This window comes from Lactiplantibacillus garii, assembly GCF_003885105.1.
GTDB classification, from domain to species: Bacteria; Bacillota; Bacilli; order Lactobacillales; family Lactobacillaceae; genus Lactiplantibacillus; species Lactiplantibacillus garii.
The window spans coordinates 1-19,296 of record NZ_QWZQ01000048.1 but is presented as its reverse complement, the minus strand read 5'-3'; the positions used below and the strand labels follow the sequence as shown (position 1 = coordinate 19,296).

Here is a 19,296-nt window from a genome sequence, read left to right as displayed (position 1 = left end):
GATTCAAATCACCAAAGCAACTTGAAGATGAGTATCAAACTCAAATTCAAAATTTAGTCGTGGCATAGGACAAAAAAGTCTCTATTTAAATTGTCTATTTTATTGACAGGGGACCAAGCACATTAGAAAAAAATAAATCAAAAGCATTATTTTTTAGTAATGTATAAATGTTTTATACTAATATCTATTTATTCATTTATTGATGGCATCAGTATATTGTGATTTTTATAACAATTAAAATTGACAAAAATATTATCTGCTATAAACTTAATAATAAGCGGGTTTCGTGATAGCGCGGTTAATGACGGGGATGCTTGAATAACGTGTTAAACCGTTCACTCGTGATAGTGCGAACAATTAGTCAACTAACGGACGTGGATAAACTGGTGGGGACCGGCACGTTCGGAATTACTAACTTTGGAGGGGTTCAGCATGCAAAAATTTAAATCGGTATCCTTTTGGGTTGCCAACGTGATTGTCTCGTTCGGGATGGCTTCGGTAATGAGCACCGTCACACCACTATTAGTAGGTGCGCCACTGGTTTGGGAGAGCACCCGGTTTCTAATTCTATCCACCGGGTGCGTGGCCCTATTTTCTACTACCTGTTTACCATTGCCGGCACTTAGTCGGTGGTTGATCCACCTATTTACCCCGCGGGAGTTACCCTTATTAACGGACGTGATATTTACCATTTTTATTACGGCCATTATGGCAACGTCTGCACAGGTTTTAATGGGGCAGGTACAACTGGTATTTTGGCTGGGTTTAGCTAAAATTTTCCCGGTTTTAGTGGTAATTGCGTTCTTTAGTGTCATGTTATTTAAAAAATTGGCCAATTTAGTGGTGGGGGTCGTGGAAGCATCCCACAAACCCGCACTTTAAGGATTAATCATAATTGTAAATTGAAGTACCAGAGTGTGCCAAAAGTCGGTTAGCTGGTGAGTATACGGGGTTAAGTGGAGCCCGCCGACTTTTGGCGCACGTTTCGACAATAATTGTTCGAAGATAAAGACGAGGCTGTGACAAAAGTCACAGCCTCGTCTTTTAGTATTGGGCAAGGGTTGCTTGTAAGCTGGCCTGAACGTCCTTGACAAAGCTAGCGGGAGCAACCACTTTGACCAGCGGTCCCTGGCTGAGCAGCCACATCTTGGCTCCGCGGTCGAACGCTTCGGTCTCAATTAGGACGCGCCCGTCCGGGAACTTCTTTAAAACTTTAGCGGTCGGAAAGCGGTCGAGCGCCGCTTCAACGATCCCGGAAAATTCAAAGCGAATCGTCATCTTTTCTCCGGGTTGCATGTAGTGGATGACGTGCCGTAATTCACCGTCTTCGACCCGTTGCGCCCGGTTGCGGGTCAGTGGTTGGTGGGCGCGGTGGTAGTCAAAAATACGGTCAATTCTGAAAAAACGGTTGGCGTGGTACTTCGCACTGTACGCGACCACGTAGAAGTAGTATTCGGAAAAAATGACCGCTTGCGGCAAAATTGTCCGGGTTTCGATTTGATCGTGGGCGTTGCGGTAGTCAATGTCGATCGTGGTTTGGTGGATGATCAACTGACTTAATTCCCAAATGAGTTTTAACAGGGGCTTACCGTGGTGGACCGGCTGGTAATAAAAAGTCTCATTTTTAATGATGGGCTGAATCTCTCGCCGTTCGGGTTGGGGGAGTAGGTTCATTAAGCCGGTAATGGTCTGGTGAAGTTCGGTGGTCGTGACGGCCCGGCTTGCTAATAAAATTTTGACTAAAACCAGCACGACCTGTTTAGAGACGTTGCCCTGAGCACTGACTAACTGGTAACCCCCGAGTTTGCGGCGGTAGACGAGCTGGTAGGGCAATTGTTGGTCCGCAATAAAATTTTTGACCTGACTAATATCGCGTTGAACGGCCCGCGGTGAGACCTCAAATTGGTCGGCTAAGGCCGTTTTAATGACGAGGTGGTCTGATAATAATAGCTGGAGAATGGTTAACTGGCGGTACGCTGCGTTCATGAGGTCCCCCTTGATCCGGCACTTAAGCGTTAGCTAATGACTGTCAAGTGTGCCGGAATTGGTGGTCATTTTTTGACTTGAAATATTATAACTAGACAAAATGTGTCTATCTAATAGCTTAATCTTAGGACATAAAGAAAGCAAGGAGGACAGTAAAATGGCAAATCAAATTGACGTTGACGCGTTACACCCGTTTTACCAAGGTATTCATGAATTGGTTGGGAGTGACGCCATGCTCAAGATATTTAACGCGTACCGGGGCATGCAATTAACGATTCCGACCCACCTGTATGACCGGCAAAAAGCGGCGCAGCGGGTACTTGCCCGCTACGACGGGCACAACGCGCAGGATTTAGCCCGTGAATACGGGTATTCACAGCGGTGGGTAATCAAAGTCGTTCGGACCGCACAAAAAAATCAATAAAATATAGGAGGAAATTAACATGGATATTTCAGATTGGTTTGATTTTAGTCACCGGGTTCAAAGTGAAACGGTGTTGGTGAAGGAAGTTAACGGACAGGTCGAGTCAAAAACGGTGCGGGGCAGTTTTAATTGGATGGCCGTGCTGTTTAATTGGATTTACGTCCTCGCAACTAAACAGTACCGGACTCCCGGCTTTATTCAAAAATTTATCACCATCGATATTGTGGGGAGCGTCGTTTGTTCGGCGGTTTACTTCCTATTAGGAACCTTTTTGGGACTAGTCGTTAGTTTAGCCATGTATGTCTGGATCGGGATGATGTTTGATACCTGGTTCAAAGACCAACTGCTGGTTAACGGCTACCACGTTCAGTCGGCGACCGCAACCGTTTAATGTAAGTCGGTAAAATATTCAGAGAACAAACAACACGTTAAGCTGCTCGAAAGGAAAGTTTTGAGCAACTTAACGTGTTTGGTTTTAATCTAAAGTTCGTTGATACGGGTCAATGACCGTTAATTCTGCCGTTTTTGCCGGAGTGCGTGTTGGTAATCGGCGTTGATGGCGTTTAGTTGTTGGTGGAACTCGGTAATGAGCCGGTTCATCTTTTGCTGATAGGCGTGATCAATTTCGAACCCGCCACTAGTGGCAGTGGTGTCATCCAAATAAATCTTTAAGGCCGGGTCGGCGCCTAATTTTTCGTACAGGTCGACGTTGTCTAATAAGCGGACGATGCGGTTGTACTTACCAGTAAAAGTCCGGCGAATGAGCTGAATCCGTTGACGAAAAACGTCGCAGGCACTTTTGATGATTTGTTCGGGTGCCGGGTAGTCGCTAGCTGGAAAAATATTGATTACGGCCTGCAAAATTTGGTTAATGGCGTCGTCGATGTGGGCATCGATGACGCTGTCCCGCTTTTCCGTTGGGGTCGTGGTGGTTGAATCGGCCCCAAAAACGTCTCCGGAGAGCAAGTTGGGGTTGGTCGTCGTGAGGTCCACGTACTCCCAAAGTAAAACGTTAAATTCCGGATTATTGATCCCGTTCGTTTTTAAAACGTTAAACACGTAATGTTGAAGGTCACCGTGCAGTAAAAAGCCGACCGACGTGTGTAATAGGCCGGCTAAAGCTGCCAGCTTGTCCTGACTTGCCAACGTGCGGCCCTTTTCCCAATCGTTAATGGTGCTCTTGCCAGCAACCCCAACGGCCGTGGCTAACGCAGCCATACTGAGCTGCTGTGCTAACCGCAACGTTTTAATACGTTGGCCAACCGCCTGTTTGTCGATTGTCACCGGACTCACCTCCCCCTATTGTATATTGTTAATTTTAGCACATGGTACCGAATAATTAACGATTACTAGGGTTAACAAGTGAAAAAAGTTAGCCGTTGCCGTAAAGTATCTTAAAGAAAGTTATAAATGGTGTCCATTAGTTCGGGTCCACTGTTGACGGAATGGCCATCTAACGTGATGTCGTAGCGGCGTTCGCTACCGGGTTGGACGTTCCCCAAAACGGCCAACTTTTCACGGTGGTTGTGAATAATCAAAACGAACTGCGGCTGATCTAATAGGATGGTGATACGGGCATCCAGTAAACGGGCCAGTTCATCGACTAGTGCGAGCTTAACGTTTTGAAAACCGTCAAAGCCATCGTGGACGACGGCGTGCAAACAAGTTTCAAGTGCCATGAACTGGTTGCAGGTGTTAAATTGTGCAGGTAACGGTGCCATAATAAATCCCCCCAAATCTTTTATATAACCGTTAGTAATATTAATCATAATTTACTTCCATCATGACGCCCATCGTTTAGGCTTTTATGATGAAATTAATAAATTTTATTTACGTTTGTGTCGGTAAAGTTTCCAAAGAATTGGTTAAGGATTGGCGTATACTGAACGTATCAACTAAAAGGAGTGGGCACGATGTTACGAAAAATTGCGGTGTTAGCGGACGTTCACGGTAACTTATCCGCGTTAAACGCGGTATTGGAGGATGCTAAGCGGGCGGGTGCGACCGACTACTGGTTTTTAGGCGACTTGTTTTTGCCCGGACCGGGAACGCAGAATTTGTACGATACGCTAAAGACGGTTCAGCCAAAGGTTTGGCTACAGGGAAACTGGGAACAGGGGATTAACGCCGTGATGACCGGGGAAGGGCACTGGGACAACGCGTCGGAAATTTACTTTGCGCGGTTGACGGAATACTTGGTGAAGCGGTTAGCGCCTGACGATTACCAGCAATTGGTTCACCGCCCAATCGCGACGAGTGTGACGGTTAACGGACTTACTTTCGGTCTGAGCCATAACCAGCCGGAACGGTCTACCGGCCACGACTTGTACCCGGCGGAAGACCAAGCTAATTTTGACCATTTAGCGGGAACCCACGACGTTGCAATTTATGGTCACACCCACCAACAACTGATGCGCGTGTCTTCGAGTGGCCAGTTGATTATTAATCCGGGGGCCACTGGTCAACCTTATAGTCCGTATGCTAAATTCTTAGCGGATCAACGGGCCCACTACGCGTTTTTGATGGTGACCGATGCCGGGCAGTTAACGGTCGATTTTCGAAAAGTGGCGTACGACGTTGAAGCCGAAATCGCCACGGCTAAGGCCCGGCACTTACCCTATCTAAAGTTATACGAACACCTCCGTCGAACCGGACTAACGAGTACGCACGACGCTGAACTCCTGGCGCGGGTGAATGCCGAATACGGCTACGCTGCGGAAGTTGAGAACTTTTTCCAATACGAGAAGTAAACCGCCGGACGGGATGTTCGTGCTAGTACGGGTAAGGTGGCAGTCAGCGATTCCCATTTGACGCGGGGGCCGCCGGACTTTTATAATGGTTTTTAACTAAAAATTATAAGGAGGGACTACTCGTGAATTTTGCTTGGTCCGAATGGTTTGGTTTTAAGAGCCGGGTCAAAGAAAATATGGTGTTTACGAAGACGGAAAATGGTGAAACGAGTACTAAGGTGGTCTACGGCACGTTTAACTGGTGGGCCCTGCTATTTACTTGGTTTTACGCGCTGTTCAGTGTGCGTTGTCGGACGCCGTTTTTTGTGATCAAAACGGCGGTTCCGTTTTTAGCCCTTGTTTTGGTCAACATGTTAGCTCAGTTACTTTTTACGGAAAACGTTGCGTTGACAATCAACGTGTTAGGGGCCATCTGGTATGGTTTTATGTTTGAAACTTGGTTTAAAAATCAACTCGTTGATAATGGCTATCAGCGTGAAAAATAGGTTAAGGTGGCGCTAATCCAGCGGCACCTTTTTTTATGCCCTGGTTAACTAATGACCACGATTATTAGTGTTTAGTTATCTAAACACAAAATACACCTTTTCTTTACAAGGCTCACGACGAATAATTTACATTAGTTCTTTATGATTAGATTTCAATGGTTATTAGCGTAACCATAATAAATTATTTGGAGTGATAATTTTAATGAAGCCGCGTGTTTTAACGACCTTATTAATTTGTTCATCAATTTTGACAACGACGGTAACCCCCGCGATTGCCGCAACCACCCAGTCGAACGCCCCAACCTCGGCAAAGGTGAAGAAGTCCGCGAAAACTAAAGCCGCAACCGCTGAGAGCAGCGTTGCCGACTCAGCTTTCATGGATCTGCAGTTCAGACATGGTCAGCTAACTGACGTGAAGGGTCATACCGCTTGGAACAAAGTGGGCGAGCCTAAGAGTGGGACCGATACCGAAGTTCCGGGTAACCTCCTAACGCTCGACGGCAAGTCCGCCTTCTACACAACTTTTTCGGACGCTCAGTTTAACGAACTGAAAAACGGAATGGCTATTGAGGCCTACTTTAAGTACGACCCGGCCGCTGATAGCAACGGCGAACACGAAATTTTCTCAAGCCAACAAAGTGGCGGCTTAGGTCTAGGTGTGGCGCACGGAAAAGTGATTTTCTACGCCCACGACGGTCACGGTTACAAGCAACCCGCTGGGACTTTGCGTGCCGGCAAATGGGTTCACGCCGTTGGGGTTATTGATAAGAACAAAACGGCCAGCCTATACTTAGATGGCAAGTTGGTTCAATCCGTGGCGATGCCCGGTGACTTACAATTAGCCCAAGGAACCAAGGACTTTGTTTTGGGTGGCGACGCGCGCCCCGGTGGCGACCACGTTCAATCGCAAATGACGGGTAAGATCAAGGATGCTCGCCTTTACAACCACACCTTGACCGCCGAACAAATCCAATCATTAAACCGTGAAGTGACGGCGGAAACGCACGAAACGGATGGAACGAACGTAGTCGTACCCGCTGAGCAAACGGTTGGTACCATGTTAGTGGGTGCCAAGGAAGCGGCTGTTGGACATACATACGGGCTAAACGTCCACGCCCGCCAAGTAAAATATGGTGATCAGGGTAAGTTAACGCTTGACGTTGTCTTTAACCCGGACTTGATGTACTTCGTTGATGCGGACCGGACCCTGGGCGGCAATCAAACGACGGTTAAGCAAGTAGCGAACGGCCGTTTACGAATTACTTCGACGGCTAAGCTATCACCGAACGAGTTTAAGCAGTACGCGAAGACCCGTTTAGCACATATTAATTTACACACGAAGAAAAAAGCCGGTGTGGCCCAAATTCGCTTCGAACAAGTTACTAAAGATAGCACGATCCAACTTGGCAAGGCCCTATCCGTTAAAGTAAACGGCAAGTACGCGTTGGATTATAACGGCGACGGCATCATCGGGGTCGGGGACATCGTCAAGGCTCCCGACGCACAAAAAGCGGCCGTTGCGAACAAGGCTGAAATCAAGCCTTATAAACACGTCGTTGTATTGACCACTGATGGTGGTGGGAATGCTTGGAGTCCGGACGGCATGTACTACGCGCACGGAACCGAAACGCCGGTATGGACGAGTGACCCCGCAATCATGAAGAAGCGGAATAACCCGTACTTGATGGACCTTTTCAATAACAAGTTTGCGATGAGCACGTCCGCTAAGGCGGTTGCACCGGCCATTTCCGCGCAAAACTACATTTCAATGTTGCACGGTCGGCCGTGGGAAACTTTGCCAACGGAATACCAAGGGACGAACGGGACCATGGGTCAGGAATACTTCGCCGATTTTGGCAAGCAACGCCAGTTATTCCCGTCCGTTTTCAAAGTCTTACAAAAGAACAACCCCACTCAGGGAGCGGCTGCGTTCTCCGAATGGGGACCAATCGTGAACTCAATCGTGGAACCGGACGCCGCGGTCAAAACAAAACAATCCGCCAGCTTAAAGTCGTTTGACGACGTTGCCGATTACATCGGAACTTCCGAATTTGATAGTACGTCGATGGTCTACATGCAAAGCGATTACATGGATGGTCAGGGTCACGGTCGTGGGTGGTACAACGATAACTACTGGAACCAATACTCCCAATACGACAAGCTATTCAAGAAGGTCATGGACCAACTTGAAAAGACCGGCCACATCCACGATACGTTAGTGATTGCTAACGCCGATCACGGTGGGGCACACACGAACCATGGCCCGAACGACGCGCCGGACCGCGATATTTTCATCGCCATGGGTGGTGAAACCGTTGATAGTGGTCGCCGCTTACACGGTGGGAGCAACTCCGATATTACCGCGTTAGTTTTAGACGCGTTACAAGTGCCGCGTGCACCGCACATGTTTAACAGTAACGTCTTTGACAAGTCGGCTTTCTTGAAACAAACCGAATTAGGTAAGAAGGACCGCGACGTTGAAAAGTTGCACTTGCGTCGTAAGGGGCAACAGGCAACCATTGACATGTCCAACTTACGGGACAAACGCCAACTACGCGCCTTAGATATGCAAATTGACTTAGGCAATCAAAAAGTTGCTAACGTAAAGGCTGCCAAGGGCGTAAAAGTTTTACGGCAAACGGTGGAAAACGGGACTTTGAAGTTAACGCTCAGTTTCAAGAAACAACCAACGGGCAAGTTAGTCACCGTTAACTTTAAAAAGGCGGCTAAAAACGCGGGCCGCGTAACGGTTCAAAAAGCCATGGCGGCGACTACTAACGGCACGGAAGTTTTAGTTGATTTAGCTAACCATGACAAGAGCAAGGCAGCCAAGCCAGCGAGTCAACAACCTGCAAAGCCAGCTAAGCCAGCAAAACCGACTAAGCCTGCTAAGCAAAAACCAACCAAAAAAAAAGGCCTGGCACATCTTCTTCATCGGCTGGGTTTCTAACACCTAACGAAGAAGAGGGCCGCCTGACTACGGAGCAACGACCAATCGCCGTTCCCAAGCGCCCCGCGGACGAAAGCTCCAGTGGTCGAGAATCCATTTTAACGTCAGGTCAACGACCGGTTTCTAAGGATGACCGTGACGGGGAACCGCTATTAACCGCCAAACCAACACCAACTAACACGCACGCGGCAACGGCGGCGTCATCCGACCACACCGAAGCTACTAAGGATGAGTCGAATGAGGAATCCGGTACCACAGCAATGACCGCGGCGAATCATAGCAGCAGTATTCCGGCCGATGAACAGCCGGCTACCGGTAGTCCGCTGGCCAGTGTGTCAACGGATGAAAATGACCGTCACGCCGATGCGGTTAGCGCAGCCTTAGCACCCGCGTCCGCGAACGACGGTGCCTTACCGAGCACTGATGGGCTAAACGACGGACTACCGCGAACGGGGGAGCGGGCGTCCAAGTGGTTAGTTGCCGGTGGGATGCTGCTTTTAGCAATCACCAGCGGCGCGGAAGTTTGGTTACGCAAGCGCCGGAACTGAGTTGGGTGGGTGTCGTTTCAAGTTAAAATACCACGGAAAGTCTTCCAAGCTACTTTTGGAAGGCTTTTTTGTTAGAATTAGTTGACAGAGGTACCTATTATTGACAATTTTCTGAGCCAGTTTGGTTTGGACACTAATTGAGAGCGGGTGTTGGTAGCGTGAGCTATTTAGAATTAAAGGATATTCATAAGTCCTACTACTTGGGAAAAGAAGCGTTCCCGGTATTGAACGGGATTAACTTGAGCTTTGAACGGGGCGAGTTTGTTGCCATCTTAGGTGAATCGGGCGGTGGTAAATCAACGCTGATGAATATCATTGGTGGCTTGGATCGCCAGTTTGACGGTCAGGTCCGGTTGCGGGGAACGGCACTGGACCACCATCAGGAAGGTCAGATGGACCGGTATCGCCGGGAAACGATTGGCTATATTTACCAGGCCTATAACTTGATCAACCACCTATCCGTCTTGGACAACGTTTTGATTTCACTGGACATGACCAAGTTGAACCGCAGTGAGCGTGAACAACGGGCTAAGGAGCTGCTTAAACGGGTCGGGTTGACCGACCAGATCAAAAAATATCCCAACCAGTTATCGGGTGGTCAAAAGCAGCGGGTGGCCATTGCCCGGGCGTTAGCGAGCGACCCCCAAATCATTATTGCCGACGAACCGACCGGCGCGTTGGATTCGGAAAATACCGCCGAAGTTTTAAAAATTTTGGACCAGATCGCGGCGGAAGGGCGACTGGTCATTTGCGTGACCCATTCGCAGGCAGTCGCCAACGCCGGGACCCGGATCGTGCGGTTAGCGGACGGTAAGATCACGAGTGATGAACGTTTACACCCGGCGTACCCGGTCGATAGTAAGCAGCAACAGATTCCTGCCCGTAAATTACCGTGGACTGTCCCGGTCACGACCGCGTTTAAACACTTACGTTATACGTGGAGTTGGAACCTTATTATTATTATCGGGACCGCTATCGGGCTATTCGCGGTGATGCTATTTAACGGGCTGGGCAACGGTTTGAAAGCCTATATTAACCAGGAAATTAATAACATGGTCAACCCCCGTGTGGTTACGGTAGCCCGTTATCAAAAGCAGAGTCAACAACGGGGTGGTCAGGACAGTCAGGGCGGTCCTGAGGCCGCGATGGGCACGGCCACCACGACGACCAGCACGCCAACGTTTAGTTCGGCACAATTGACACGGTTGCGCCGACTGGACCACGTCCAAACGGTACAACCGATCGTCAGTGCAAGTAACGCGACGATTAGTGTGGGTAAAAAGGATTACACGGCTAGTTCGCTAACAACGTGGACGTCTGCCAACCGCTCGTCGATTATTAAGGCCGGCCACCAAGCGGGAAAAAATGAAATTGTCGTGGATAAAAAAACGGTCGCCAAGAAGTGGTCCAGTAAAAATTGGAAGGACCTGGTAGGTAAAAAGGTGACGGTTAGTTTTCAAACTACCAATGCGCGCGGCACGGCCGTTACGGTCAAGCGCCAGTTAACGGTGGCCGGTATTACGGAAGGCACCACTGGTAGTGGCGTTACCGCCGTGACTTACGCGACGATGAAAGCGATGCGTAAAACCAAGGACTTAACGACCAAACCAACTTCGGTGGCCGTCAAGGTGGACCGCCGGCAGCATAACGATGCGGTTACTAAGACCATTAATCAGTTAAAGACGAATAATAAGCGCCAGTTCTCGGCAACCAGTATTGCCAGCATGTTGAGCACGGTCAATACGTACGTTAACTTAGCAACGACCATTTTGGCAGCCATTGCCGGTATCTCATTGTTGGTATCCGCGTTAATGATCATCGTCACGATGTTTATGTCGGTCAGTGCCCGCAAAAAAGAGATTGGGATTCTGCGTGCGTTGGGTGAAAGTCGTGGCGACATTCGGCGGTTGTTTACCAGTGAATCACTGATTATTGGAGTTATTAGTGCCGTCCTGGCAACGGGGCTAGCGTACGGTGTGGGGGCCGGCTTGAACCGGGTACTGTACCAAATTGCCAGCTATAACATGATTGCGATTCACGTGGGCAACGTGGTGACCACGTTTATCATTGCGTTGGTGATTGCGTTGTTAGCCGCCATTTTACCAGCTTGGCGGGCGGCCCGATTGAACCCAATTGACGCTTTGGCCGCGGACTAACAGCAATAAAATAAAGTGGGTCGTTTCCGGTCAGGGAGCGGCCTTTTTGGATGGACTCGGCGGAGCAAAAGTTGGGGGTTTACACATATCATATGCGACATATAATATATGTAAATATAAAGAGTGGGTGATGGGATTGAACTACTGGTTACTGGTCTTAACGTTTTTAAGCGTTAACCTTGATTTTTTCTTCATGTTAATTTTTTTACTTAAAAAGTACCGGGTGCGACAAGTGGTGGTGGGGTACTTACTCGGTAACATAATTTTACTGACTGCCAGTTTTTTCATCGGTAAAACGCTGGCATTATTTTTGCCGGAGTGGTTACTAGGGGTGCTGGGTTTCTTACCAATTTGGATGGCGTTGCGCAATGATGACGATGATGACGCGGACCGCACCAGCAGTTCGCCGGTGTTAAGCGTACTAGTGACGTATTTATCCGTCTGCGCGGGGTGCAACTTATCAATCTTTCTGCCTGTTTTGGCGGGAGAAACTATGCTACACTTTTTAATGACTTTAGGGTTGGTTGGTGTGTTGACGGTGGCCGTCGTCATCGTTATTAAGCTGATTGCCGACGTGCCGGTCGTGGAACGAGGCATGGCGGCCCACGGAGAACGGCTAATGAAGGTCTGTTACGTTTTGATCGGACTGTACGTTTTCTGGGATAGCGGCCTGATCAGTCACTTGATGACACTAATCTAACCACGGAGAAACGGGGGATCACAACGTGGACGTAAGTGAACCAATTTTAGAAGAAGCGGTCAAAATCTATAAGGTTTTAAGTAACGTTAACCGCATTAAAATTTTATATTTCTTGGAAAATAACGAGGCCGACGTTTCCAGTATTGTGGCCCACGTGGCGTTACCGCAACCGATGGTGTCTCACCAACTGGCCATTTTGTTTCAGTACCAGTTGGTGACGCGCAGTAAACGCGGCAAGCACGTTTTTTATTGTTTGGACGACCCGCACATTTTAGAAATGGTCAACGCCATGCTGGGACACGTTTCCCACGAAATTAAACACGAACCGCACCCGGGGCGGCAGTGGGCAGACTGATTTTTCGAAAAAAGTTCAGGTGAGAACCGGTACGGCCGGTCGACCTGAACTTTTTTAGGTCGCTGAGTGGGTAAACAATTGCCAGCGGGGGTAAGATTAGTGATAATAAGGATAACGTTCAAACGAAGGGGGCGTCACGGTGAAACTCAAACTATCTAAGCGCCAGTTGATCAGTACTGCCGCGGTTTTAGCGGTCCTATTGGTTAGCCTGCTGGTTATTCGTTATCACGGTACTTGGGAAATGTTACGTGCGCAAGTTTTTGACCAAACCACCATCGTGGCGCAGGTCCGCCGACACCGGGCCGTGGATATATTACTGGTCGTGCCACTATTGATCTGTTTTTCGATTATTCCCGGTGCGCCGGTCGCCACGGTCAGCGTGGTTGCCGGCATCTGCTTTGGCAAGGGCTTGGGGGCTGCTTTAAACGTCGTCGGCATTACCTTGGGAAATTTAATTGCCCAGCGGGTCTTTAACCGGGTCACCGAAAAGCAATCGGCAACTAAACCCAGTAAAATTGTGGATGAAATTGCGAACATGCGCCACCCACTGCTAGGGATCGTAATTGGCTACACGATCCCGTTTATTCCTACGTCGCTCGTGAGCTTAGCCGCGGTCAAAACTGGGGTTAGGTCCCGCCAACTGGGCATGGCCACGCTTTTAGGGAGTATTCCGACGGCGGTGATCTACGCGTGTGGCGGTGATGAACTGATCAAGGCCCACTTTAAAAACGCCCTCGGTTTTGCGGTGGTCGTGGTGTTGTTAGTTGGTTTATTATGGCTGATTCACCGGGATCGTCGGACGACCGCTAAGCTGGAACGGTTAAAAAAATGACGATTACACGTAATTGGTGAGATTACGGGCAGTCGTCATTTTTGGACTAAGCGTGTAGAAAAGTCCAACTCAATTATTGCATAACGGGTGTGTCATGCCGGTGCTTCAGGTCGTTCAGTTGAGCGGTCGTTAGTGGGACCGTCTTGAGCGGTAGAAAGTGTTCCGAGAGCTCTGTGCTGGGATCAGCTTTAAAAATCGCTACCGTTGCGTTCGCTAAATCTAACCGATAAACTAACCGCGCTTGCATTGTTTCAACGTAGACCGCCGTGGAAGAAAATGGTCGCCACGTAAATTCGGCGTCTGGCAATAAGTGCCACTTCTCTAATGCATCATAAGTTTCGTTTGGGGTCATCATGAACACTCCTTTCATTCCTTAACACCAAGTCTTATTATAGATTGTTTAGGAAAAGTAGTCAATTAAATTTCAGTACGCCTAAATTTAAATCGGATTAAACATAAAGGCCGGTACCATCAACGTGATGGTACCGGCCTTTACTATGATAGTGGAACGTTTACTCAGTTCTAATTTAAAGCGTCTTAACGAATCACTAAAACGGCAATGGGGGCGTATTTAGCCATGTACGCCGCTTGACTACCGAATCGTTTAGCGATGCCCTTTTTAGCCAACGAACCAATGATCAGCAGGTCGGGTTGGACGTGTGGAATGACTTCCTTAACGATGGTCTCACCGGGTTCGCCTTCCGCAATAACGGTTCGAACCTTAGTTACCCCCGCGTCCGTCGCTTGTTGCTGATACTTTAAGAGGTGGCGTTGAAGCTCGTCGCGTTCACCGTGAACGTAGTCCTTGCTTAGGGCCTGATAAACGTTCATGTCGTCGTCTTCCAGAATTGAAACGATCACTAACTCGGCGTCGTCCTGCTTAGCCTGGTGAATGGCGTAGCTAAATGCGAGGAGGGCGTCGGCCGAATCATCGACCCCGACTAAAATTCGTTTGAATTGAGTTGCCATTAATTTGCACGCTCCTTTGTTTTTTCAGCGAGTTGGGTGGCGTAGCGCTTGTTACCGCGGTGTAAGTCGTAAATCGTCCAAACCAGGAGGGCTAAGACGGCGGCAATTAGGATCCAGGCAATGACGTTGGCGAGTTCGGTTTGGGCCGCGGTCGGATTGTCGCCAAAGAAGCCGGCAATTTGGTCGGGGAGGCCGATTAAGTTAAGGACGGTCAACCCAATAACGGAGAACCAGCCACAGATCTTGAGCCATAAACTATTTTTAAAGCGGTGCCCCATTTCGACGGCACTGTCCGTCATCATGAGCAACGGTAGCATTGAAAATGGTAGGGCGAAAGCTAGGAACACTTGCGAATTGTTCATTAAGTCGTTTAACGCTGTATGTTCGTCGATGGCACTCTTACCACTCGTTAGGGCCACGCAGATCAGAACCGGAATTACGGAAATTAGCCGGGTGACTAAGCGCCGTAACCAGAGCGGCATCCGCATGTGAACGAAGCCTTCCATGATTACTTGCCCGGTTAAGGTCCCGGTAATGGTTGAATTTTGACCAGAGGCTAGGAGGGCGATGGCGAATAACGCGGATAGGACGCCGGACTTTGCCACACTGATTAGAATGCCGTTGCTTAACATGGAAGTATTGGATAAAGCGGTGTATAACCCGAAGAACGAAGGGTCCTTAACGGCACCACTCTTGAAAACGGCAACCCCCATGATGAGCAGTAAAGCGTTAACGAAGAACGCACCAGTTAATTGAATGTTGGAATCCCAACTAGCAAATTTAACCGTACGGGCCACGTCATCTTCGTCGTTATGGTCAATCTTACGGGTTTGTGAAATGGCTGAGTGTAAGTACAAGTTATGCGGCATAACCGTTGCCCCGATGATTCCCAGGGAACCGGATAACGGGGTCATCCCATTCACGGAACGGGTCGTTGAGAAAGTTGCGGCGGTTGGGACGAGTCCCTTGATCACACCACCCCAGTCCGGATTGGAGAGGGCAACTTGGTAAACGAAGACGAATAGAATAACTAAAATCAAGCAGACGACGATGGCTTCGATTTTACGGAAACCGATCTTGGTTAGTAATAATAAGAGCAAAACATCAAAAACGGTAATGAAAACTGAAATCACTAAAGGAATTCCGAATAATAGATATAACGCAATGGCGGCACCGATAACTTCCGCGATATCGGTCGCCATGATGGCGAATTCAGTTAAGATCCATAAGACGATGCCGAGGGACTTGCTAGTCCGAGCCCGGATTGCCTGAGCCAAGTCCATCTGACTCACGATACCAAGTTTAGCCGCCATGTATTGTAATAACATCGCAATCAAACTTGAAATCAAGATGACAGACATTAACATGTACTGGTAGTTTTGACCACCGGTAATGGACGTTGACCAGTTCCCAGGATCCATGTAGCCCACCGCAACAAGGGCGCCGGGACCGGAATAGGCAAATAACGTTTTCCAGAAGCTGAGGTTTTTGGGAACTTCGATGGTTCCGTTAATCTCCTCTAAGGACGGGCCGTTCGCATATTCAATCAATTTATGCTTGCGGCTGGGTGTACTCTCTTTTTCACTCAAGTGTAACTCCACCTTTCATGGTTCTAAAACATTTGAACGGTTGTTATTGTACAATAAATAATATAAAATGGAAATACTTTTTAGGGCAACCTACAAAATTAAATTTGGGGCGATAATTTTATGCGAAAAAGTATCAGCAACTATTTAAAGACGATTTATGAAGCGGGTTATACGCAAAACGGAACTAATAATAAACAGATTGCGACCATGCTGGGCGTGCTTCCAGGCTCGGTGACCGAGGCCGTCAGTCACTTAGAAAAAATGGGGTTCGTAACCCGCAAAACGTACCATGAAATTACGTTGACGGCGGCTGGTTACCAACTTGTTCAGGATTTAATGTTTAGGTACCGGTTGTGTGAAGTTTGGCTGGCGCAAACAATTAAGTTACCACTAGTGGCAATTCCGGAACAGGCGTGGCTGATGGCCGCTATTAATGATCAAGACTTATTGAAGCGATTAAATCAGCAGCTGGCAACGCCACGGGTGAGTCCGTTTGGTGGGCCGTTACAATTACCCACTTTTGAGACGCAGCACGATCAAAATGTTTGTGCCCTCAGTACGGTGGCGGAGGGGTGCACGGTGACCCTAGCAAGCTATCTAGAAACGACCAGTATCGTGAAATATTTGGAACACACTAGTTTGCAATTAAACCAACGCTTAACGGTAGTTAGCCAAAGTAACAGTATTCCGGTCATTACGTTAGTCGACCAGCACCAGCGGGAATACTTACTAAACGCGGCGGTTGCACGCTACATTTACGTGCAACCAATCAAGGCGCTCGTGGTTAATTAAGGGTTCAATACTAAATAAAAGCCGCTCAACCGGATGATTGAGCGGCTCTTTGACTACGCCGTGACGGCGCTTTGATTGTAGTTAACGACTTCTACGGCGACCCCGCCGGTTGCCCCCCGGCTTAGTTTTAACTGGGTGACCCGGCCGTTGTCCGGCGTGATTGGGTCAAGCTGTTCCGGCGCGTAGCGGGCAACGATCGCCCGAATAACGGAACTGTGGGAAACTAGGAGTGCCGCGGACTGGTCCGGTCGTTCGTTAACGATGTTGGCGAGGCCGGTCGTCATCCGGGCCCAAAACGCTTGGCTAGTTTCTGCTAAGTGACTAGGATCAGCTTGGCTTAACCAGTCCTGAGCCTGATCAACGTTGAACTGCATAACGAGGTCATCGTACGTTTGGCAACCGTGGTCGTTCGCGATGCGTTCCCACACGGGGGCCATTTTTTGACCTTCAAAGCTACCGTAGAAGTGCTCGCGCAGGTCGGATTTAAACCGTACGTTGCCGGTTTGCCAATCGGTGTGGTGACTGAGAATGCTGGCAGTTTGCCGGGCCCGGGTCATGTCGCTGGCGTAGACCGCGGTGATTGGCAACGCCTTTAGTTGAATGGCGAGGTTTTGAATTTGTTGGATGCCGGTGGGGGTTAACGGTGTATCGGACCACCCCTGGAACTGGTCAAACTGGTTGAAGTAAGTTTCACCGTGGCGGACCACGTAAAGTGTCATTGATTTGATAAGATCACACTCCTTATTGGTTATTGATGGTCCCATTTTACCGACAAACGATAAGGGGGAGGTCCCGCTAGCACTTATACGCTAGTCAACTTTCCGAATTAATGGGACCTTATTTTGCTGGTAAAGCCTGGTTTAATCAGGTTGCTAAGAAGCTTAGCTTGTGTCGTTGGTTTAAATTCCGTAAGCTAATTTGTGGAGGTGAGCACGTGAAGTTCGCGGATAACTTAAAATTAATTCGGCAACAAAGAAAAATGACCCAAACCGCGGTGGCGGAAAAATTACACGTGGCACGACAAACGGTGTCGAGTTGGGAAAATGAACGTAGTTATCCTGATATTGGAATGTTAGTCAAGATTAGCGAAGTGTACGGATTATCCGTTGATCAGTTATTAAAGGGGGACTTAGGGATGCTGAAACATTATGAAACGCAAACAGCGCTGGGCAAACGGGGGCAGCGGACGTTACGAAACGGTTACTATTTAATGGTACCGGCCCTATTTTTAAACTATTTAGGAAACTTTTTACACTGGCAGGGGGGGCTGGTCGTAATGGTTGATTTGTTCCTCATGATGATCGTGTTAACGCTGATTTTTCAATACCCTGATTTTAAACGGTGGGTTGCAACACCCCGGCAACGGTGGGGATTAGTTGCGATTATTGTGATGGTGGGCACGTTAAACTTAGCGTTAAGTTTGCCAGTCAGCTTAGTGGCCGTACCGGGGAACGTTGGGAACGTAGCGGCGTACGAATTAGGCCGAGCGTCTGGTTTAATAGTAGGGGCTTTTATCAGAATATTTATCCGGACAATAGCGTTTGTATTGGCCGTTGAAATTCCGTTTCAACGGCGCAAAACGGAGTAACGGCGGATTCCGTAGCGAACGGGATAGCGTTTATGCCGATGAAGATTCATGATTGTCTGACATAACATAAAACGAGAGTGTAACGTGGGGATGCAAACTCACGGGGAGTTTTGTTACGGACAATGTGAATGGGCTTGGCGTTCAAGGTGTGATATAACGGTAGTAGCGACTTGAAAACGGTTACCAGTTTGAAGGTAAGTCGTGAAAACACGCACGAACGCGTAAGAAGAGGATTGATAGACCGTGAACACCCGTGATTTAACGCTTTTTAGGGCCGTCGTAAAGTATAAAAATTACACCTATGTCGCCGAAAAGTTTGCCGTTTCACAGCCAGCCGTGACACAGGCCGTGAAACGCCTAGAAAAGGAATTTGACGCGCAACTTGTTAAACAGGACCACGCGCACCAACAAATGCTGATTACTGAGGCCGGTCAATTACTATATAAGAACTCGCAAGTAATGAATGATAGTTTAGAGCTGACACACCGAGAAATTGAGGCGACTAAACAACCGCGGATCCGGTTTGGGCTGCCCCCCATCATCGGCGTGCACTTTTTCCCCCAGATCGCCAAGCACCTCTTAGCGTGGGGCTGGATCAAGCAAATTGATGTGGTGGAGCAGGGCTCCGCGCAACTTTTAGCCGACCTGGCCAAGGGAAAGTTAGACTTAGCTTTGGTTGCTTCGGCCCACCCGTTACACCTCCGTAATTTGCAAGCCACGGCGTTGGGAAGTCGGCCGTTTGAAGTGATCGTTAGTGATGAAAACCCGTTGGCTCACCGGGATAAAATTAGTTTTCAGGAATTGAGTGATCAAAAATTTATTGGGTTAAACAACGGCTTTATTCACCCTAAGGCCTTTCAAGACTATTGTCAGGCGGCGGGCGTCAAGCCGGAAATTATTTACGAAACGGCGGATATCGCTTGGCTCAAGAGCATTGTCCGCGCTAACCTGGGCTTAGGCTTCCTCGTGAAAGATGCCATTTTGCCCAACGAAGGGCTCGTGGGGCTGAAAATTGACGATCCGTTACGCGAAGAGTTCCACGTTTCGGTCGTTTATCGCAAAACGGCTAAGCTAAGTCACCATGAAGCGATTTTGTTACAAATTTTATTAAAAATAAAAGTATAAATAGAATAAAACTATTGATTAATAATGTAAAAGCTATTAATTTCTGA

21 protein-coding genes are annotated in these 19,296 nt (G+C 48.4%); 14 read left to right on the top strand and 7 right to left on the bottom strand.

Annotated features, from left to right (window positions below; translation table 11 throughout):
* Positions 1 to 432 precede the first annotated feature (432 nt).
* Positions 433 to 882 (top strand): hypothetical protein, encoded by a 450-nt coding sequence (locus D1831_RS11925; protein WP_125073134.1) that lies wholly within the window; start codon positions 433 to 435, stop codon positions 880 to 882.
* A gap of 162 nt (positions 883 to 1,044) precedes the next feature.
* Here D1831_RS11925 and D1831_RS11920 read toward each other — a convergent pair whose 3' ends face one another.
* Complete coding sequence (locus D1831_RS11920; protein ID WP_125073133.1) at positions 1,045 to 1,986, bottom strand: helix-turn-helix transcriptional regulator; 942 nt, start codon at positions 1,984 to 1,986, stop codon at positions 1,045 to 1,047.
* A 157-nt stretch (positions 1,987 to 2,143) separates the two neighbouring features.
* On the opposite strand from D1831_RS11920, the gene D1831_RS11915 reads away from it, so the two are divergent.
* Both D1831_RS11915 and D1831_RS11910 read left to right on the top strand, forming a co-directional pair.
* Positions 2,144 to 2,410: a Mor transcription activator family protein gene (locus D1831_RS11915; protein ID WP_125073132.1), complete on the top strand. Its 267-nt coding sequence runs from the start codon at positions 2,144 to 2,146 to the stop codon at positions 2,408 to 2,410.
* A 19-nt stretch (positions 2,411 to 2,429) separates the two neighbouring features.
* Positions 2,430 to 2,801 (top strand): hypothetical protein, encoded by a 372-nt coding sequence (locus D1831_RS11910; RefSeq protein WP_125073131.1) that lies wholly within the window; start codon positions 2,430 to 2,432, stop codon positions 2,799 to 2,801.
* A 119-nt stretch (positions 2,802 to 2,920) separates the two neighbouring features.
* On the opposite strand, the gene D1831_RS11905 is transcribed toward D1831_RS11910, so the two are convergent.
* On the bottom strand, positions 2,921 to 3,694 hold the full coding sequence (locus D1831_RS11905) for a helix-turn-helix domain-containing protein (protein WP_125073130.1): 774 nt from the start codon (positions 3,692 to 3,694) through the stop codon (positions 2,921 to 2,923).
* A 110-nt stretch (positions 3,695 to 3,804) separates the two neighbouring features.
* Positions 3,805 to 4,131: a hypothetical protein gene (locus D1831_RS11900; protein ID WP_125073129.1), complete on the bottom strand. Its 327-nt coding sequence runs from the start codon at positions 4,129 to 4,131 to the stop codon at positions 3,805 to 3,807.
* Positions 4,132 to 4,323: 192 nt separating this feature from the next.
* Between D1831_RS11900 and D1831_RS11895 the strand changes: the two genes are divergently transcribed.
* The 8 genes from D1831_RS11895 to D1831_RS11865 all read left to right on the top strand — a co-directional run bounded on the left by D1831_RS11895 (position 4,324) and on the right by D1831_RS11865 (position 13,186).
* Positions 4,324 to 5,160, top strand: coding sequence for a metallophosphoesterase family protein (locus D1831_RS11895; RefSeq protein ID WP_125073128.1), 837 nt, complete (start codon positions 4,324 to 4,326; stop codon positions 5,158 to 5,160).
* 122 nt (positions 5,161 to 5,282) lie between these two features.
* A complete protein-coding gene (locus D1831_RS11890) occupies positions 5,283 to 5,645 on the top strand; it encodes a hypothetical protein (RefSeq protein ID WP_125073127.1) in 363 nt (120 codons plus the stop codon).
* Positions 5,646 to 5,847: 202 nt separating this feature from the next.
* Positions 5,848 to 8,595 (top strand): LamG-like jellyroll fold domain-containing protein, encoded by a 2,748-nt coding sequence (locus tag D1831_RS11885; RefSeq protein WP_225422878.1) that lies wholly within the window; start codon positions 5,848 to 5,850, stop codon positions 8,593 to 8,595.
* Between the two features lie 260 nt (positions 8,596 to 8,855).
* A complete protein-coding gene (locus D1831_RS14665; RefSeq protein ID WP_225422877.1) occupies positions 8,856 to 9,143 on the top strand; it encodes an LPXTG cell wall anchor domain-containing protein in 288 nt (95 codons plus the stop codon).
* A 158-nt stretch (positions 9,144 to 9,301) separates the two neighbouring features.
* Positions 9,302 to 11,299, top strand: coding sequence for an ABC transporter ATP-binding protein/permease (locus D1831_RS11880; RefSeq protein WP_125073126.1), 1,998 nt, complete (start codon positions 9,302 to 9,304; stop codon positions 11,297 to 11,299).
* A 130-nt stretch (positions 11,300 to 11,429) separates the two neighbouring features.
* On the top strand, positions 11,430 to 11,999 hold the full coding sequence (locus tag D1831_RS11875) for a cadmium resistance transporter (protein ID WP_125073125.1): 570 nt from the start codon (positions 11,430 to 11,432) through the stop codon (positions 11,997 to 11,999).
* Positions 12,000 to 12,024: 25 nt separating this feature from the next.
* Positions 12,025 to 12,354, top strand: coding sequence for an ArsR/SmtB family transcription factor (locus D1831_RS11870; RefSeq protein ID WP_125073124.1), 330 nt, complete (start codon positions 12,025 to 12,027; stop codon positions 12,352 to 12,354).
* Between the two features lie 139 nt (positions 12,355 to 12,493).
* Positions 12,494 to 13,186 carry a TVP38/TMEM64 family protein gene (locus tag D1831_RS11865; RefSeq protein ID WP_125073123.1) on the top strand — a complete coding sequence of 231 codons (693 nt, stop codon included), beginning with the start codon at positions 12,494 to 12,496 and terminating at the stop codon, positions 13,184 to 13,186.
* 73 nt (positions 13,187 to 13,259) lie between these two features.
* Here D1831_RS11865 and D1831_RS11860 read toward each other — a convergent pair whose 3' ends face one another.
* From D1831_RS11860 to D1831_RS11850, 3 genes are all read right to left on the bottom strand, one after another.
* Positions 13,260 to 13,538 (bottom strand): hypothetical protein, encoded by a 279-nt coding sequence (locus tag D1831_RS11860; protein WP_125073122.1) that lies wholly within the window; start codon positions 13,536 to 13,538, stop codon positions 13,260 to 13,262.
* A 185-nt stretch (positions 13,539 to 13,723) separates the two neighbouring features.
* Positions 13,724 to 14,155, bottom strand: coding sequence for a universal stress protein (locus D1831_RS11855; RefSeq protein ID WP_125073121.1), 432 nt, complete (start codon positions 14,153 to 14,155; stop codon positions 13,724 to 13,726).
* A complete protein-coding gene (locus tag D1831_RS11850) occupies positions 14,155 to 15,744 on the bottom strand; it encodes an Nramp family divalent metal transporter (RefSeq protein ID WP_125073120.1) in 1,590 nt (529 codons plus the stop codon). Before D1831_RS11850 ends, D1831_RS11855 begins: the two co-directional genes overlap by 1 nt.
* A gap of 120 nt (positions 15,745 to 15,864) precedes the next feature.
* Here D1831_RS11850 and D1831_RS11845 point away from each other — a divergent pair, with 120 nt between their 5' ends.
* Positions 15,865 to 16,536: a metal-dependent transcriptional regulator gene (locus D1831_RS11845; protein ID WP_125073119.1), complete on the top strand. Its 672-nt coding sequence runs from the start codon at positions 15,865 to 15,867 to the stop codon at positions 16,534 to 16,536.
* A gap of 53 nt (positions 16,537 to 16,589) precedes the next feature.
* Here D1831_RS11845 and D1831_RS11840 read toward each other — a convergent pair whose 3' ends face one another.
* Positions 16,590 to 17,255, bottom strand: coding sequence for a histidine phosphatase family protein (locus D1831_RS11840; RefSeq protein ID WP_158610668.1), 666 nt, complete (start codon positions 17,253 to 17,255; stop codon positions 16,590 to 16,592).
* 215 nt (positions 17,256 to 17,470) lie between these two features.
* Here D1831_RS11840 and D1831_RS11835 point away from each other — a divergent pair, with 215 nt between their 5' ends.
* Positions 17,471 to 18,124 (top strand): helix-turn-helix domain-containing protein, encoded by a 654-nt coding sequence (locus tag D1831_RS11835; RefSeq protein WP_125073117.1) that lies wholly within the window; start codon positions 17,471 to 17,473, stop codon positions 18,122 to 18,124.
* A 243-nt stretch (positions 18,125 to 18,367) separates the two neighbouring features.
* Positions 18,368 to 19,249 (top strand): LysR family transcriptional regulator, encoded by an 882-nt coding sequence (locus tag D1831_RS11830; RefSeq protein ID WP_125073116.1) that lies wholly within the window; start codon positions 18,368 to 18,370, stop codon positions 19,247 to 19,249.
* Positions 19,250 to 19,296: the final 47 nt, after the last annotated feature.

What these genes read in the sequence shown, in the direction of transcription:
- D1831_RS14665 (WP_225422877.1), top strand. Translation starts at nt 8,856, where the DNA reads ATGACCGCGGCGAATCATAGCAGCAGTATTCCGGCCGATGAACAGCCG.
- D1831_RS11925 (WP_125073134.1), top strand. Translation starts at nt 433, where the DNA reads ATGCAAAAATTTAAATCGGTATCCTTTTGGGTTGCCAACGTGATTGTC.
- D1831_RS11860 (WP_125073122.1), bottom strand. Translation starts at nt 13,538, where the DNA reads ATGACCCCAAACGAAACTTATGATGCATTAGAGAAGTGGCACTTATTG.
- D1831_RS11875 (WP_125073125.1), top strand. Translation starts at nt 11,430, where the DNA reads ATGGGATTGAACTACTGGTTACTGGTCTTAACGTTTTTAAGCGTTAAC.
- D1831_RS11885 (WP_225422878.1), top strand. Translation starts at nt 5,848, where the DNA reads ATGAAGCCGCGTGTTTTAACGACCTTATTAATTTGTTCATCAATTTTG.
- D1831_RS11855 (WP_125073121.1), bottom strand. Translation starts at nt 14,155, where the DNA reads ATGGCAACTCAATTCAAACGAATTTTAGTCGGGGTCGATGATTCGGCC.
- D1831_RS11845 (WP_125073119.1), top strand. Translation starts at nt 15,865, where the DNA reads ATGCGAAAAAGTATCAGCAACTATTTAAAGACGATTTATGAAGCGGGT.
- D1831_RS11840 (WP_158610668.1), bottom strand. Translation starts at nt 17,255, where the DNA reads ATGACACTTTACGTGGTCCGCCACGGTGAAACTTACTTCAACCAGTTT.
- D1831_RS11920 (WP_125073133.1), bottom strand. Translation starts at nt 1,986, where the DNA reads ATGAACGCAGCGTACCGCCAGTTAACCATTCTCCAGCTATTATTATCA.
- D1831_RS11900 (WP_125073129.1), bottom strand. Translation starts at nt 4,131, where the DNA reads ATGGCACCGTTACCTGCACAATTTAACACCTGCAACCAGTTCATGGCA.
- D1831_RS11910 (WP_125073131.1), top strand. Translation starts at nt 2,430, where the DNA reads ATGGATATTTCAGATTGGTTTGATTTTAGTCACCGGGTTCAAAGTGAA.
- D1831_RS11895 (WP_125073128.1), top strand. Translation starts at nt 4,324, where the DNA reads ATGTTACGAAAAATTGCGGTGTTAGCGGACGTTCACGGTAACTTATCC.
- D1831_RS11915 (WP_125073132.1), top strand. Translation starts at nt 2,144, where the DNA reads ATGGCAAATCAAATTGACGTTGACGCGTTACACCCGTTTTACCAAGGT.